This window comes from Pseudomonas sp. FFUP_PS_473, from assembly GCF_002858665.1.
In the GTDB taxonomy this organism is placed as follows: domain Bacteria; phylum Pseudomonadota; class Gammaproteobacteria; order Pseudomonadales; family Pseudomonadaceae; genus Aquipseudomonas; species Aquipseudomonas defluvii.
Genome location: NZ_PJQQ01000003.1, coordinates 209,023 through 224,735 on the forward strand (window position 1 = coordinate 209,023; position 15,713 = coordinate 224,735).

The 15,713-nt window shown below is 60.1% G+C and carries 15 protein-coding genes; 5 read left to right on the top strand and 10 right to left on the bottom strand.

What is annotated here, in order from left to right:
- Nucleotides 1-41: 41 nt before the first annotated feature.
- Nucleotides 42-1,067 (bottom strand): quinone-dependent dihydroorotate dehydrogenase, encoded by a 1,026-nt coding sequence (locus CYD26_RS03480; RefSeq protein WP_102051806.1) that lies wholly within the window; start codon nt 1,065-1,067, stop codon nt 42-44.
- Nucleotides 1,068-1,226: 159 nt separating this feature from the next.
- On the opposite strand from CYD26_RS03480, the gene CYD26_RS03485 reads away from it, so the two are divergent.
- The 4 genes from CYD26_RS03485 to CYD26_RS03500 all read left to right on the top strand — a co-directional run bounded on the left by CYD26_RS03485 (nt 1,227) and on the right by CYD26_RS03500 (nt 6,097).
- Nucleotides 1,227-2,441, top strand: coding sequence for a CmpA/NrtA family ABC transporter substrate-binding protein (locus tag CYD26_RS03485; RefSeq protein ID WP_102051807.1), 1,215 nt, complete (start codon nt 1,227-1,229; stop codon nt 2,439-2,441).
- Nucleotides 2,442-2,455: 14 nt separating this feature from the next.
- The gene (locus CYD26_RS03490; RefSeq protein WP_099775420.1) at nt 2,456-3,031 is read left to right on the top strand and encodes an ANTAR domain-containing response regulator; all 576 of its coding nucleotides are present in this window, start codon (nt 2,456-2,458) and stop codon (nt 3,029-3,031) included.
- Between the two features lie 176 nt (nt 3,032-3,207).
- Nucleotides 3,208-4,419, top strand: a complete 1,212-nt coding sequence (locus tag CYD26_RS03495) for a NarK/NasA family nitrate transporter (RefSeq protein ID WP_099775421.1) — start codon at nt 3,208-3,210, stop codon at nt 4,417-4,419.
- A 7-nt stretch (nt 4,420-4,426) separates the two neighbouring features.
- Nucleotides 4,427-6,097, top strand: a complete 1,671-nt coding sequence (locus tag CYD26_RS03500; protein WP_102051808.1) for a bifunctional protein-serine/threonine kinase/phosphatase — start codon at nt 4,427-4,429, stop codon at nt 6,095-6,097.
- Nucleotides 6,098-6,162: 65 nt separating this feature from the next.
- On the opposite strand, the gene CYD26_RS03505 is transcribed toward CYD26_RS03500, so the two are convergent.
- From CYD26_RS03505 to ppsA, 9 genes are all read right to left on the bottom strand, one after another.
- The gene (locus CYD26_RS03505) at nt 6,163-7,197 is read right to left on the bottom strand and encodes an OmpA family protein (protein ID WP_102051809.1); all 1,035 of its coding nucleotides are present in this window, start codon (nt 7,195-7,197) and stop codon (nt 6,163-6,165) included.
- Between the two features lie 109 nt (nt 7,198-7,306).
- A complete protein-coding gene (gene sigX, locus CYD26_RS03510) occupies nt 7,307-7,897 on the bottom strand; it encodes an RNA polymerase sigma factor SigX (RefSeq protein ID WP_176717403.1) in 591 nt (196 codons plus the stop codon).
- An 88-nt stretch (nt 7,898-7,985) separates the two neighbouring features.
- On the bottom strand, nt 7,986-8,810 hold the full coding sequence (locus CYD26_RS03515) for a mechanosensitive ion channel domain-containing protein (protein WP_099775423.1): 825 nt from the start codon (nt 8,808-8,810) through the stop codon (nt 7,986-7,988).
- A gap of 2 nt (nt 8,811-8,812) precedes the next feature.
- Nucleotides 8,813-9,067, bottom strand: a complete 255-nt coding sequence (locus CYD26_RS03520; protein WP_176717402.1) for a CrfX protein — start codon at nt 9,065-9,067, stop codon at nt 8,813-8,815.
- 84 nt (nt 9,068-9,151) lie between these two features.
- On the bottom strand, nt 9,152-10,147 hold the full coding sequence (locus tag CYD26_RS03525; protein ID WP_065758606.1) for a zinc transporter ZntB: 996 nt from the start codon (nt 10,145-10,147) through the stop codon (nt 9,152-9,154).
- A gap of 27 nt (nt 10,148-10,174) precedes the next feature.
- A complete protein-coding gene (gene rraA / locus CYD26_RS03530; RefSeq protein WP_065758605.1) occupies nt 10,175-10,663 on the bottom strand; it encodes a ribonuclease E activity regulator RraA in 489 nt (162 codons plus the stop codon).
- A gap of 92 nt (nt 10,664-10,755) precedes the next feature.
- The gene (locus CYD26_RS03535) at nt 10,756-11,058 is read right to left on the bottom strand and encodes a Rieske (2Fe-2S) protein (protein WP_099775424.1); all 303 of its coding nucleotides are present in this window, start codon (nt 11,056-11,058) and stop codon (nt 10,756-10,758) included.
- 49 nt (nt 11,059-11,107) lie between these two features.
- On the bottom strand, nt 11,108-12,103 hold the full coding sequence (locus CYD26_RS03540; RefSeq protein ID WP_099775425.1) for an alpha/beta fold hydrolase: 996 nt from the start codon (nt 12,101-12,103) through the stop codon (nt 11,108-11,110).
- Between the two features lie 111 nt (nt 12,104-12,214).
- Entirely contained in the window at nt 12,215-14,593 is a 2,379-nt protein-coding gene (ppsA, locus tag CYD26_RS03545; RefSeq protein ID WP_065758602.1) for a phosphoenolpyruvate synthase, read from the bottom strand.
- A gap of 177 nt (nt 14,594-14,770) precedes the next feature.
- Here ppsA and CYD26_RS03550 point away from each other — a divergent pair, with 177 nt between their 5' ends.
- Nucleotides 14,771-15,589, top strand: a complete 819-nt coding sequence (locus tag CYD26_RS03550) for a pyruvate, water dikinase regulatory protein (protein ID WP_065758614.1) — start codon at nt 14,771-14,773, stop codon at nt 15,587-15,589.
- Nucleotides 15,590-15,713 lie beyond the last annotated feature (124 nt).

Here is a 15,713-nt window from a genome sequence, read left to right on the forward strand (position 1 = left end):
GCCCAAGGGCCCCTGACGGGGCCCTTTTTTATGCCTGCGGTTCAGCGGCCTGGTAACGCGGCAATCGCGTCTACTGCTTCGCGAATCAGCGCAGGTCCTTTATAGATGAAGCCCGAGTAAATCTGTACCAGGCTGGCGCCAGCAGCGATTTTTTCTGCTGCATGCCGCCCCTCGGTAATACCACCTGCGGCGATGATAGGCATTTTACCGGCCAACTCACCGGCAAGAATCTTCACCGTATGGGTACTCTTCGCCAACACCGGCGCGCCGGAAAGACCGCCCGCCTCGTCAGCATGCGGCAAGCCTTCGACCCCTTCGCGACTGAGGGTGGTGTTGGTTGCGATCACCGCATCCATGCCCGACTCCAGCAACGTTGCAGCCACCAGCGCAGTTTCTTCGTCGCTCATGTCAGGCGCGATCTTGATGGCCAGCGGCACACGCTTGCCGTGCTGCATCACCAGTTGCTCACGACGCTCGGCCAGGGCTTCAAGCAATTGCTTGAGCGAGTCACCGAACTGCAGGGTGCGCAGGCCGGGCGTATTCGGCGAGCTGACGTTGACCGTCACATAGCTGGCATGGCTGTAGACCTTGTCCAGACAGATCAGGTAGTCATCCACTGCACGCTCGACCGGCGTATCGAAGTTCTTGCCGATATTGATGCCGAGCACACCGCGGTATTTGGCGGCCTGCACACGGGCAAGCAGGTGGTCGACCCCAAGGTTGTTGAAACCCATGCGGTTGATGATTGCCTGGGCTTCAGGCAAGCGGAACAGGCGCGGCTTGGGATTACCCGGCTGCGGCCGCGGGGTGACGGTACCGATCTCGACGAAACCAAAGCCCAACTGAGCGAAACCGTCGATGGCCGCGCCATTCTTGTCCAGGCCAGCGGCAAGACCGACCGGGTTGTCGAACGACAGCCCCATCACGGTCACCGGCAAACGGGCCGGCGCCTTGGTCAGCAAACCGTTGATACCCAGACGACCACCGGCACCGATCAGGTCCAGGGACAGGTCGTGGGAGGTTTCCGGGGAAAGCTTGAACAGCAGCTGGCGGGCCAGGTTATACATGGGCGGGCTTAGCTCGACGGAAATAAAAGCGCGATTATAGCGGCGGCACAGGCCCGAGGACAGCGCCACGACCCCGGTCTGGCATATGGGTTGCTTTGTCACCTCCACGAAACCTGTCTGCATTCGGGCAGGCAAGAACGACAGAGCGGTCAACATCACGTGAACACTACACTCCCGGCAAACCCACTGGCCTGGGTCAATGGCAGCGATGCGCCAGAAAAGCACAGCCTGGATATCGGCTTCATGGCCCTGACCGACTGCGCCCCACTGGTCGTGGCCGCCACCCAGGGGTTTGCCCAGCCCTACGGCCTGACCCTCAACCTCAAGCGCCAAAGCTCATGGGCCAACCTGCGCGACAAGCTGATCAGCGGCGAACTGGATGCCGCTCACAGCCTGTACGGCCTTATCTATGCTGTGCACCTGGGCATCGGGGGTGGCACCACCACCGACATGGCAGTGCTGATGGGGCTTAATCAGAACGGGCAGAGCATCAACCTCTCCAAGGCCCTGCAAAACCTGGGTGTGACCGATCCTGAAGCATTGGAGCGCCACGCGCACCAAAACCAGACAAAACTGACCTTCGCCCAGACCTTCCCGACCGGCACCCACGCCATGTGGCTGTACTACTGGCTCGCCAGCCAGGGTATTCATCCATTGGAAGACGTCAACAGCGTGGTGATCCCGCCAATGCAAATGCCCGCGCACCTGCAGGCCGGCCGGATCGACGGTTTTTGTGTAGGTGAGCCCTGGGCAGCCAGTACTGTCGAGCAGGGGTTGGGCTTCACGCTGGCGACCAGCCAGTCGATCTGGCCAGACCACCCGGAGAAAGTACTCGGCTGCACGCTCGCCTTCGTCGAGCGCTACCCGAATACAGCACGGGCACTGGTGATGGCGGTGTTGGCTGCCAGCCGGTTCATCGAACAAAGCCCTGAAAACCGCCGCAGCACCGCGCAACTGCTCAGCGGCCGCAGCTACCTCGACACCCCGGTCAGCCACATTGAACCGCGCCTGCTGGGCGACTACCACGATGGCCTCGGCAACCACTGGCACGACCCGCATGCCTTGCGCCTGCACGATAACGGCCGCGTCAACCTGCCCTACCTGTCAGACGGCATGTGGTTCATGACCCAGTTCCGCCGCTGGGGCTTGTTACGTGACGACCCGGACTACCTGGCGGTTGCCCAACGCATTCATCAGTTGACGCTGTACCGCGAAGCCGCCGGCGCATTGGGCGTACCTTGCCCGGAATCGGCCATGCGCAGCAGCCAACTGATCGATGGAACGCGCTGGGACGGCACCGACCCGTATGGATATGCCCGCAGCTTTCGCCTGCATGCCCTGGCCGACGCGCCCGTGGCGCGCGCCCAGCACTGAGAGGAAAGGCCCCTATGCTGCGTATCCTGCTGATCGACGACACCGAGAAAAAAGTCGGCCGACTCAAAGCTGCGCTGATCGAAAGCGGGTTCGAGGTTATTGAAGAATCCGGGCTGACCATAGACCTGCCGTTGCGCGTCGAAACGGTGCGCCCGGACGTCATTCTGATCGATACCGAGTCACCCGGCCGCGACGTGATGGAACAGGTGGTATTGGTCAACCGTGATCTTGCCCGACCGATCGTGCTGTTTACCGACGAACACGACCCCAAAATCATGCGCCAGGCCATCCACGCCGGCGTCAGCGCGTATATCGTCGAAGGCATTCAGGCCAGCCGCCTGCAACCGATTCTCGAGGTGGCCATGGCCCGCTTTGAAAGCGACCAGGCCCTACGCGCTCAGCTGCAGGCCCGTGACCAGCAACTGGCAGAACGCAAGCGCATCGAACTGGCCAAGGGCTTATTGATGAAGATGAAGCATTGCAACGAAGAAGAGGCCTACACCTTGATGCGGCGCCAGGCCATGAGCAAGCAACAGAAACTGATTCAGGTTGCCGAGCAGGTCATTGCCATGAACGACTTGCTTGGCTGATCGCCATTCTGGCCCGGCTCTTGCTAATTCGTAGTCACAGGTAGCCAACGGCGGTTGCCACACATTTCCGACAAAGACGTCGCTCGCCCTCCAGCTCAGGCTGGTCGGGCAGCGGCGTTTTTTTCGTTTCGCCCTCCGGGGTACGACTTCCGTTGCAATGCTGACCGAGGTGTTCGATGAATACGAGCTTCTGGAAATCCGGCCATATCCCAACCCTGTTTGCCGCCTTCCTGTATTTCGACCTTAGCTTCATGGTCTGGTACCTGCTGGGCCCGCTGGCCGTGCAAATCGCCAGCGACTTGCAGTTGACCACCCAACAACGCGGCCTGATGGTGGCAACACCGATTCTGTCGGGTGCCATCCTGCGCTTCATCATGGGCGTGCTGGTTGACCGATTGTCGCCGAAAACCGCCGGACTGATCGGCCAGGTGATCGTCATCACCGCACTGTTCTGCGCCTGGCACCTGGGGATTCACAGCTACGAACAGGCGCTGCTGCTTGGGGTTTTCCTCGGTGTGGCCGGCGCTTCCTTTGCTGTCTCCCTGCCACTGGCATCACAGTGGTACCCGGCCCAACATCAGGGCAAGGCCATGGGCATTGCCGGTGCAGGAAACTCCGGCACCGTGTTTGCCGCCCTCTTGGCTCCGGTGCTGGCCGCCGGCTTTGGCTGGAGCAACGTCTTTGGTTTCGCCCTGATACCGCTGATCCTGACCCTGGCACTGTTCACCCTGCTGGCGCGCAACGCCCCGCAGCGCGCGAAACCCAAAGCCGTAGCGGATTACCTCAAAGCCCTCGGTGATCGTGACAGTTGGTGGTTCATGTTCTTCTACAGCGTCACCTTCGGCGGCTTTATCGGCCTGGCCAGTGCCCTGCCCGGCTACTTCAACGACCAGTACCATCTGGACCCCGTCACCGCCGGTTACTACACCGCGGCCTGCGTCTTCGGTGGCAGCCTGATGCGCCCGCTTGGCGGCGCATTGGCTGACCGCTTCGGCGGCATCCGCACACTGCTGGCCATGTACAGCCTGGCAGCCATCTGCATCGCCGCGGTCGGCTTCAACCTGCCCAGCGCCGTGGCCGCACTGGCGTTGTTCGTCAGCGCCATGCTGGGCCTGGGTGCGGGGAACGGCGCTGTGTTCCAGTTGGTTCCGCAGCGCTTTCGCCAGGAAATCGGGGTAATGACCGGGCTGATCGGCATGGCCGGAGGCATCGGCGGTTTCCTTCTGGCAGCCGGCCTGGGGACAATCAAGCAACACAGCGGCGACTATCAACTGGGGCTGTGGTTGTTCGCCAGCCTGGGCGTACTGGCCTGGTTTGGCCTGCACGGTGTTAAACGCCGCTGGCGCACCACCTGGGGCTCGGCGGCGGTCACCGCCGCCCGCGTCTGAGGTAGCCATGGGCCTGCAATTGAGTGTTGCCCAAGCCAGCGCCATCGGCCCGCGCGAGGAAAACCAGGATGCGCTGCGCCTGGTAACCCCCGCCCCCGAGCTGGCAGCCTGCAAGGGCTACCTGTTCGCCCTGGCCGACGGCGTCAGCCACTGTGCCGACGGCGGCCTGGCTGCACGAGCCACCCTGCAGGCCCTGGCCATGGACTACTACAGCACCCCGGCAACCTGGGGTGTCGCCCAGGCGCTGGAGCGCCTGCTACTGGCGCAAAACCGCTGGCTGCGGGCCAACGGCGGCGGCCAACCGCTACTGACCACACTGACCGCCCTGGTGCTACGTGGCCGACGCTTTACCCTCGCGCATGTCGGCGACTGTCGCGCCTACCGCTGGCATGCCGGTCAATTGCAGCGCCTGAGCCAGGACCATGTCTGGGATCAGCCCGGTATGCAGCACGTACTCAAACGCGCCCTCGGCCTGGATGAGCATCTGCTGGTGGACTTTCTCGAAGGTGAGCTGCAGGCCGGTGAATGTTATGTGCTACTGAGCGACGGCGTCTGGGCCAGCCTGAATGAGCAGCAGATCGCCGCCCATTTGCGCGAGCAGCCAGACCTGGACCAGGTGGCCCAGACACTGGTCAGTGCCGCCCATCATGCAGGCAGCCAAGACAATGCCAGCGCCTTGCTGGTGCGTATTGAGGAACCGGGGGCGGCCAATCTGGGCGACAGCCTTGCTCAATTGCAAGACTGGCCATTGCCTCCCAGCCTGCGCCCAGGGCAGGTTATCGATGGCTGGACCGTCGACAGTCTGCTCGCCCACAGCCGCCAATCACTGCTCTATCGCGCACATGACAACCAGCACCAGCACTGGCTGCTGAAAACCCTCCCAGCCACACGTCAGGACGACCCAGGAGGACAACAGGGCCTGCTGATGGAGGAATGGTTCCTGCGCCGGGTTGCCGGACGCTATTTCCCCGAGGTGCACACTGCTGGGCAACGCCAACACCTGTACTACCTGATGCGCGAGTACAACGGCCAGACCCTGGCCGAGCTGTTCCAGCGCGAAGGCCCCTTGCCATTGGAGAAATGGCAGAACGTCGCCCGCCAACTGCTGCGGGCGGTCGGCCAACTGCACCGACGCAACATCCTGCACCGCGATATCAAACCGGAAAACCTGCACCTTGCCGGGGACGACCAACTGCGCCTGCTGGACTTTGGTCTGGCCTACTGCCAAGGGCTGTCCGAGGCACCTATGGAGGACTTGCCCGGGACACCTTCGTTCATCGCTCCAGAAGCCTTCCAGGGCTGCCCACCCAGCGCACAACAAGATCTCTATGCAGCAGGCGTAACGCTCTTCTACCTGCTGACCGGTCAGTACCCCTATGGCGAGATCGAAGCCTTCCAGCACCCGCGCTTTGGCACACCCACCAGCGCAGCGCGCTTGCGACCCGATGTGCCCGACTGGCTGGAACGCAACCTGAGCCAGGCCATTGCTGCCGACCCACAGCAACGTTATGAAACGGCCGAACAATGGCTATTGCAGCTTGAGCAGGGCGACCAACAGTCGTCAACACTGCGGCCTCGGCCACTGCTTGAGCGTGAACCCTTGAAAGTCTGGCGCGGCCTGGCGCTGCTGTCCCTGCTGCTCAACCTGATTCTGCTCCTGCACCTGCTGAAATCTTGAAATGCTCACTAAATCGCAGGCAAAAAAAGCCCGGCCTAAGCCGGGCTTTTCAAGCGTCAGACCAATTACTTGGCTTGAGCTTCAACCTGCGCTTCTACGCGACGGTTTACAGCACGACCAGCGTCGGTAGCGTTATCGGCAACCGGACGGGTCTCACCGTAACCAACGGACTGAACGCGGCTCGACTCAACACCGTACTGCTGGGTCAGAACCTGCTTGACGGCGCCAGCGCGACGCTCGGACAGCTTCTGGTTGTAAGCGTCAGGACCGACGGAGTCAGTGTGACCTTCAACAGTGGTGGTGGTCTGTGGGTACTGCTTCATGAAGTCAGCCAGGTTCTTGATGTCGCCGTAGCTGTTTGGCTTCACAACCGACTTGTCGAAGTCGAACTTGACGTCCAGCTCTACACGAACGACTTCAGCAACAGCTGGGCAGCCGTCAGCGTCAACGGTAACGTTGGCTGGGGTGTCAGGGCACTTGTCGACGTTGTCGCAAACGCCGTCGTTGTCGCTGTCGGAGCAGACTTCAGCAACAGGTGCTGGAGCTGGTTCAGCTTTCTTCGAGCTACCGCCGAAGTTCAGACCGATACCGACGCTTGGCGCCCACTCGGTGTCGCCCTGGTCGATGTTGTACTGAGCTTCAACGCCAGCACGGGCGTAGAAGTTTTCAGTGAAGTACAGCTTGGCACCGCCGCCCAGGTTGGCGAAGGTGGAACCGTTACGACCGCTACGACCGTTCTGGCCGATGCTCTGGTCCGAGAAACCAGCGGAAACGTAAGGACGCAGCAGGTCACCTGGGTTGTTGAAGTGGTACAGAGCATCCAGGGCAGTGTTGGAGCCCTTGATGTTACGACCGTCTTCGGCACGAGCGTTGTGGACTTCGTCATAACCCAGACGCAGTTCAACGTCGTCGGTCAGGAAGTAACCAATCGAGCCGCCGAACAGGTTGCCGTTGTTTTTGAAGTCACGAGCGCTGTCGAACATCTCTTTCTTGGCGAAACCTTCCACCTCGACTGCGCCTTGGCCTTGTGCCAGAGCGCCGAACGAAGTTGCGGCTACAAGAGAACCAATGGCAATGCCCAAGGTGTTTTTCAATTTCATCCGTTAAATCCCCATCTGGTGATTGTTAAGCAGTCCCACCAAATCCGGGGGACAACTCGCGGGCAAGTTTAGCAGAACTTGCCCGTACGTTAGAGATATTTGCGTGCTACTAAGTTTCGGAAATGCCCGCAAATTTCTCACGTAGCTTGTCGAGCGCCCGCTTGTACCGCATTTTCGTGGCGCTCAGACCCATGTGCATGATGTCGGCGATTTCCTGAAATTCCAGCTCTGCGACAAAACGTAGCACCAGGATTTCACGGTCAATCGGATTGACATGCACCAGCCATCTGTCCAGTCCGCCCTTTTCTTCCGGTTTCGGGGCCTTGTCGTCCGAGGCCTCCTCGACCGGATCAAGACTCAGGGCATCCATCAAGCGACGCTTGCGTCGCTCTTTGCGGTACTGGGTAATGCACTCGTTGTAGGTAATGCTGTAGAGCCAGGTCTTGAACTTGGACTTACCCTCGAAGTTCTTCAGGCCATACAGCACCTTGAGCATGACTTCCTGACAGACATCGTCGGCATCCCGATCGTTCCCTAAATAACGCGCACAGACGTTGAACAGGGTCCGCTGGTAGCGCCGCATGAGCTCTTCATAGGCGCGGGTAACATGAAACAGCTCCTCATGCGAACGCGCCACCAACTCTTCATCAGTGAGCTCGCGGGGGTCGTAACGCATGGACAGCGAGTGAACTTTATTCAAAACAGATCTGGCCGAGAGTCAGGTCAAATGCCCCACAAAATAGCCCGAGGCCATTTTGCGGCGGCATACATTAGCAGAAATTGCCCGATCAGCGGCTACTGACTCGCTGTTCCAGCAGAATCCGATTGGACAAGGACACCAATTCACCATCATCTGTCAGCAGGGTCGTCTTGACCGTACCGATCTCCTCGATCTGCCCCTCGACCTCGCCAACCCGCACCTGCTGGCCAACCTGATAGAGTTCACGCACGTAAATTCCGGCCAGAATCTGCCCGGCAATCTCGCGGCTGCCGAGCCCCATGGCCAAGGCAACGGCCAGACCAACGGTTATCAAACCAATCACAATCACGTGGTTGAGCAGGTCAGTCTTGACTTCCAGCTGGCTGATCGCAACGGAGATACTGATGATGATCACCAGCCCCTGAACGATCCGCCCAACGCCGGCGGCGTACTCCAGGCCTATGCCTTCTGCCGCACCGCGCACCAGGCCATTGGCAACCTGGGCCAGCAGCACACCAGCCAGCAGCACCAAGGCCGCACCAAACACTTTAGGCAAGTACAGGGCAAGCATGTCCAGCGTAGCTGAAACCCGCTCCAGCCCCAGAGATTCAGCTGCAGAAACCAGGAAAATCAGCAATACGAACCAGTAGACGATTTTCCCGACCAGGGTAGAAATCGGCACCTGGATACCCACCCGACCCAGCATCTTGGTCAGCCCGGTACCCGCCATAAGGCGATCCAGGCCAACCTTGGCCAGCAGTTTCGACAACAGGGTGTCGAGCAGCTTGGCGACGACGAAGCCAAGCAGCACCACCACCAGGGCACCGAACAAATTGGGAATGAAGTTCGCCACTTTGGTCCACAACGCCGTCATGGCGGTGACCAGGCTCTGGGTCCAGAGATCTAGTTCCATATTCAATCGGCCTTATCAGCTTTACGGGCAGAAGCACTGCGGCGTACCGGCGCAACATGCGCCGAGCCATTATTGAGGGCAATCATCAGCGCCTGGATCCAGCGACCCAGCAAGCTGAAAAGATCACCGGCACCGACCTGGCGGTTGGCGGTTTTCAGGACACGGCCCAGGCAAGCGTCATCGTCACGCTCGCGGCCGGAAGGCGAAGCCTTTAGCAGGTCTCGCAGGGATTCTTCAAACGGATCGTGCATAGGCACCTCGCGCAGTATCTGTCAAAGACGAGGCCGCCGTGGCATCGGTCACATGGGCCACACCGGGCACCTGCATCATCATGTGACGCCTCAGACCCAACGCAAGCGACGAAACAACCACCACTGCCCCAGGGCCAACGCGATCAGCAGGACACTGGCGAACAGAAAGCCGTAGGGGCTTTCGGAACCCGGAATACCGCCAACATTGATCCCCAACAGGCCTGTCAGAAAGCTCATGGGCAGGAAAATACAGGTAATGATACCGAAGCGGTACATGGTTCTGTTCATCCGCTGGCTCAAACGCCGGTCTTCGTTCTCCAGCACCAGCGCGACACGCTCACGGGTCAGCTCCAGCTCTTCGAGGTAACGAATCAGGCTGTTGTTCAGTTCGTTCCAGTAATCGGCGTCTTCTTCGGCGAACCACGGTACCTTGTTACGGGCCAGTTGCGCGTAGATTTCCCGCTGCGGCGCCAGGAAACGGCGTAGCCCGGCAGCACGACGACGCATCTGCAGCATGCTGCCATGCTCAGGCGCATACCGTTCGTCGGTTTCCAGCTTCTCTTCCTCGCCGTCCACCTCTTCGGATAGATCACTGACCAGCGCCTGAACCTTTTCGGTCAGCAACTGGGCTAGCGCCAACAGCAGTTCCGATGCCGATTTCGGGCCGCGGCCCTCTGCCAACTGCTGCAACACTTCATCGGACGCGCGCAGCGGCCGCAGACGCAGGGAAATAACCCGCTGCGCCTCGGCAAAAATGCGTACCGAGACCATATCTTCCGGCTCGGCACCCGGGTTGAGATTGACGCCACGAAGAAACAACAGCATCTGTGCGTCGGGCAGCGGCAGCAAACGAGGCCGCGTGTTTTCCTCAAGCAACAGGTCACAGGCGAACTCGTTCAAGCCGCTGTCGCGACGTAGCCAGGTCTGGGTCTGCGGGTGACTGCGATCCCAGTGCAACCAGAGGCTTTGCTCGGACTGCAGTTGAAGATCATCCAGCTCAGTCCGGGCAATCGAACGCGCACCGCCTTTTCCATCCAGCACCAGGGCATGCACCAGCCCCCATTGCGCGTTTTCTTCCTCGAACATCCCCACCCCACAGACCAGCTTCAGAACTTACTCAGGCATTTTCAACGGGCTTGGCGAAACGATCACACCGTTGTTGTCGGCGTAGATGTATTCACCTGGACGGAAGGTCACACCAGCAAACGTCACGACCACATTGAGGTCGCCAATGCCGCGCTTGTCGGTCTTCTTCGGGTGGCTGGCCAGGGCCTGAACGCCGATATTGGTCTGGGCAATGGCATCGACATCACGGATGCAGCCATAAATCACCAGGCCTTCCCAGCCGTTTTTAGCTGCCTTTTCCGCGATCATGTCCCCCAGCAGGGCACAACGCAGGGAGCCGCCACCATCAACCACCAGTACTTTGCCCTTGCCATCAAGGTCGGCCTGCGACTTGACCAGGGAGTTGTCCTCGAAACACTTGATGGTGACGATCTCGCCACCAAAGGAATCACGACCACCGAAGTTACTGAACATCGGCTCCAGCACCTGCACCAGCTCAGGGTAGGCGTCGCACAAATCGGGCGTAAGGTAATGCATGGGAAACTCCTGTCACTTGCCAAGACAATGGATGTCGGAACTCACAGTTTCTTGCGGTTGACGAGACATGGCGATCCGGCTTTAGGCCAAGGCTACACGTCGATGCCGATTCGGTCACCCTCATAGGCGAGGCTGAACACCTTCAAACTGGTGCAGGCAGCCTGCTGTACCGGCTGCCCACACGGCAAACGAAATTCAATGCCGTGTCGCTGGCAGCGCAACACATTCCCTTCCAGGGTCGCACTGTGCAGGGGCGCGCCCTGATGCGGGCAGCGGTTCTCAATCAACAACGGCTGATTGTCGACCACCAGCAGCAACAGCTGCTGACCACTCACCTGAAAGGTCTTGCGGTAGCCCTCCTGCAGATTGATCAGACGCTCTAGTGCAACAAACATAACCCTAACTCAAACACAAAGTGACCGAAACGACGACAATCGTCACATATTAGCCGTAACCAGGCTCTGAAGAAATGTTCTGTTCGCGACTGTCCAGCGGCAGCAGCGGATCGCGCAACCAACGCTCGACCATTGGCCAGACTTGCACTTGAGCCGGTTTGCTCACCAGCATGTCGACATGCCCGAAGTTGTCAAAACCCTCCTCCGCGCCCAGCCGTACGAACTGCTTGTGCTCACTGCCCATTTGCTCGAACAGCTTGCGACAGGCCCAGACGGGGTCCTGGTGATCCCCTGCCCCTGCCACCGCCAGTATGGGCACCTGAACATCGGCAAGGCCGGCCCACCAGTCCTGCTTCTTGTCACCGAAGCGGCCGAACAGCCCATGCCAGCGCATGCTTTCCAGCGCCAGGCCGATCGGTTCGTCCTCAGGGCCACGCCCCAGCCTGGCACCGGACAAATGCACAAAGCGCTTGAGCAATAGCCGAGAGGTCCATTCCACCGGTGGAATCTTCAGCGGCCAGTAAATGCGACTGACCTGCGTGCCAAAGAATGCCGCGCTGGCCACCTCTTCAGCGCCCAGCCAACTGCCCCCCAGTGCCGCCGCCAGGGTCGTCCCTCCCAAGGAGTGCCCCAGCCAATGCGGCACCTGACCCGCCTGCTCACGCACAAACGCGGCAATCGCCGGCAGGTCATAGCGAGCATAGTCGGCCACGCGGTTTTGCCGGTACTCGCGGTTACGCGGCGACAGGCCATGCCCACGCATTTCTGGCATCCAGACATCGAAACCGGCCCGAGCCAGATGGGCACCCAGGCCGATACCCCGCGGCGAGTACCAAAAACGCCGGTTGGAAAAACTGCCGTGCAGAAGAATCACCGGCACACCACGAACCTGCTCCTGATCAGCCAGGCCCAGTCGTGTCACCGCCAGTTCTACCGTGCGGTCAGGGCTGTTGCCAGCCTTGAGGCGGTAGACATCTTCGCTCAGGTCTCCCCGGCGCTCGGCACTGAGCAAGGCCACGGGGAAAAGGCTACTGCTGCTTTGCATAGATCTCTTGCACAAAAAAGGGCGAGCACCATCACTGGAACACGCCCTGAAAAATTCGGTGGAAGCGCTCGAACACCAAACTCCGGCGATCGAGCGCTTCATTTCAGCGCATCAGTTTGCTGCGCCTTGCCCCTCGGCCAGGAAGAACCAGGTCTCAAGCACGGAGTCAGGGTTCAGCGAGACGCTCTCGATCCCCTGTTCCATCAGCCATTTGGCCAGGTCCGGATGGTCGGATGGGCCTTGGCCACAGATACCGATGTACTTGCCGGCCTTGTTGCACGCCTGGATGGCATTGGCCAACAGCTTCTTGACCGCAGGGTTACGCTCATCGAACAGGTGGGCGATGATCCCGGAGTCACGGTCCAGGCCCAGGGTCAGCTGGGTCAGGTCGTTGGAGCCGATGGAGAAACCATCGAAGTACTCCAGGAACTCATCGGCCAGGATGGCGTTGGATGGCAGTTCGCACATCATGATCACGCGCAGACCGTTCACGCCACGGCCCAGGCCGTTTTCGGCCAACAGGTCGACCACCTGGCTGGCTTCGCCAAGGGTGCGGACGAACGGTACCATGATCTCGACGTTGGTCAGGCCCATTTCGTTGCGCACACGCTTGAGCGCACGGCACTCGAGCTCGAAGCAGTCGCGGAACGACTCGCTGATGTAACGCGAGGCGCCACGGAAGCCCAGCATCGGGTTTTCTTCTTCCGGCTCGTAGAGCTTGCCGCCGATCAGGTTGGCGTATTCGTTGGACTTGAAGTCCGACAGGCGCACGATCACCTTCTTCGGCCAGAACGCTGCTGCCAGGGTGCTGATGCCTTCGACCAGTTTCTCGACGTAGAAGCCCACGGGGTCATCGTAGCCGGCGATGCGCTTGTCGACGCTGTCTTTCAGCTCTTGCGGCAAACCGGCGTAGTTCAGCAGTGCTTTCGGGTGCACGCCGATCATGCGGTTGATGATGAACTCCAGGCGCGCCAGGCCGACACCGGCGTTGGGCAACTGGGCGAAGTCGAATGCACGATCAGGGTTACCGACGTTCATCATGATCTTGAACGGCAGGTCAGGCATGGCGTCGACCGAGTTCTGACGCACATCGAAGCCCAGCTCACCTTCGAAGATGAAACCGGTGTCGCCCTCGGCGCAGGAAACCGTCACGCCCTGGCCGTCTTTGAGCACCTGGGTGGCGTTACCACAACCTACGACAGCAGGAATGCCCAGCTCACGCGCAATGATCGCGGCGTGGCACGTACGGCCACCCCGGTTGGTAACGATCGCGCTGGCGCGCTTCATGATCGGTTCCCAGTCCGGGTCGGTCATGTCCGATACCAGCACGTCGCCTGGCTGGACCTTGTCCATTTCGGCGATATCGTGGATCACGCGCACCTTGCCAGCGCCGATGCGCTGACCGATGGCACGGCCTTCCACCAGCACTTTGCCGGTTTCCTTGAGCAGGTAGCGTTCCATGACATTGGCACTGGAACGGCTCTTCACCGTTTCAGGACGGGCCTGAACGATGTACAGCTTGCCGTCATCACCGTCCTTGGCCCACTCGATGTCCATCGGGCGCTGGTAGTGCTGCTCGATGATCATGGCCTGCTTGGCCAGCTCGGTGACTTCGGCATCGCTGAGGCAGAAACGGGCGCGGTCGGCACGATCAACATCGACGACCTTGACCGAACGACCGGCCTTGGCCTCGTCGCCGTAGATCATCTTGATTGCCTTGCTGCCCAGGTTGCGGCGCAGGATGGCCGGACGGCCTGCCTGCAGGGTGTTCTTGTGGACGTAAAACTCGTCCGGGTTCACCGCGCCTTGCACCACGGTCTCGCCCAGGCCGTAGGCGCCAGTGATGAAGACCACGTCACGGAAGCCCGACTCGGTGTCGAGGGTGAACATCACACCGGCGGTACCGGTTTCGGAGCGGACCATGCGCTGCACGCCGGCCGACAAGGCGACCAGCTTGTGGTCGAAGCCCTGGTGCACACGGTAAGCAATGGCACGGTCGTTGAACAGGGAGGCAAATACCTCCTTGGCGGCGCGGATCACGTTGTCCACGCCACGGATATTCAGGAAAGTCTCCTGCTGACCCGCGAACGAGGCGTCTGGCAAGTCTTCGGCAGTGGCCGAGGAACGCACGGCGACGGCCATGTTCGGGTTGCCTTGGGACATTTCAGCAAAAGCGGTGCGGATTTCGGCATCCAGACGCGCCGGGAACTCTGCGTCCATCACCCACTGACGAATCTGCGCACCGGTTTTTACCAGGGCGTTGACGTCGTCCACGTCCAGCGCGTCGAGTGCGGCGTGGATACGCTCGTTCAGGCCACTCTGCTCAAGAAAATCACGGTATGCCTGAGCCGTAGTGGCAAAGCCGCCAGGAACCGATACACCGGCGCCGGCAAGGTTACTGATCATCTCGCCGAGGGATGCGTTCTTGCCCCCCACATGCTCCACATCATGGACGCCGAGCTTATCGAGGGAAACTACGTACTCTACCAAGGTGATCTCTCCACTAACTGTATTGGAAAAGCTCAGGACGCCGGCGATTTCGCTAGGAACGTGCCGGGCGCTTGTGGCCTGGACCTGGAAAATAAGTGAGAATGCCGACAAGGGTTGTTCGGCAAACCGAACCTATCATATCCAAGATTCGTCACCAGCTTAAGGCCCATGGCGCAAATGAAACGATCTGCTTTCTTTATTTCCGATGGCACCGGCATCACCGCCGAGACCCTGGGACAAAGCCTACTAGCGCAGTTCGAGAACATTCCCTTCAATAAATTCACGCGACCGTACATTGATAGCGTGGAAAAAGCGCACACCATGGTACAGCAAATCAATGCTGCCGCAGAACGCGACGGGGCGCGTCCGATCATCTTCGATACCATCGTCAATCAGGACATTCGCGAGGTGCTGGCGACCTCCAATGGCTTCATGATCGATATTTTTTCAACCTTCCTCTCCCCTCTGGAACAAGAGCTGACCGCGCACTCTTCCTACTCAGTGGGCAAATCCCATTCGATCGGTGGCAACTCCAACTACATGGAGCGTATCGAGGCGGTGAACTTCGCGCTGGACAACGACGACGGCGCGCGCACGCACTACTACGACAAGGCCGACTTGATTCTGGTGGGTGTATCCCGTTGCGGCAAGACCCCGACCTGCCTGTACATGGCCATGCAATTCGGCATCCGCGCAGCCAACTACCCGCTGACCGAAGACGACATGGAACGCCTGCAGTTGCCCACGGCGCTGAAAAAACACCAGCACAAGCTGTTCGGCCTGACCATCGACCCGGACCGCCTCACCGCGATCCGCCACGAGCGCAAGCCCAACAGTCGCTATGCCAGCTTTGCCCAGTGCGAATTCGAAGTGCGTGAAGTGGAAAACCTGTTCCGCCGCGAGAACATTCCGCACATCAACTCCACCCACTTCTCGGTGGAAGAGATCTCCGCGAAGATCCTGGTGGAAAAAGGCGTAGAGCGGCGCTTCAAATAACACCCAGGAACGCGTGGGCGTAAGGTCGGATGCATGGCCTCGGTGCGGTGCCCGTGAGATCGCGGCGCCTGCATCGCGGGCAAGACCCGCTCCCACAGCTAGCGCGGACTCTGTTGGAGCAGGC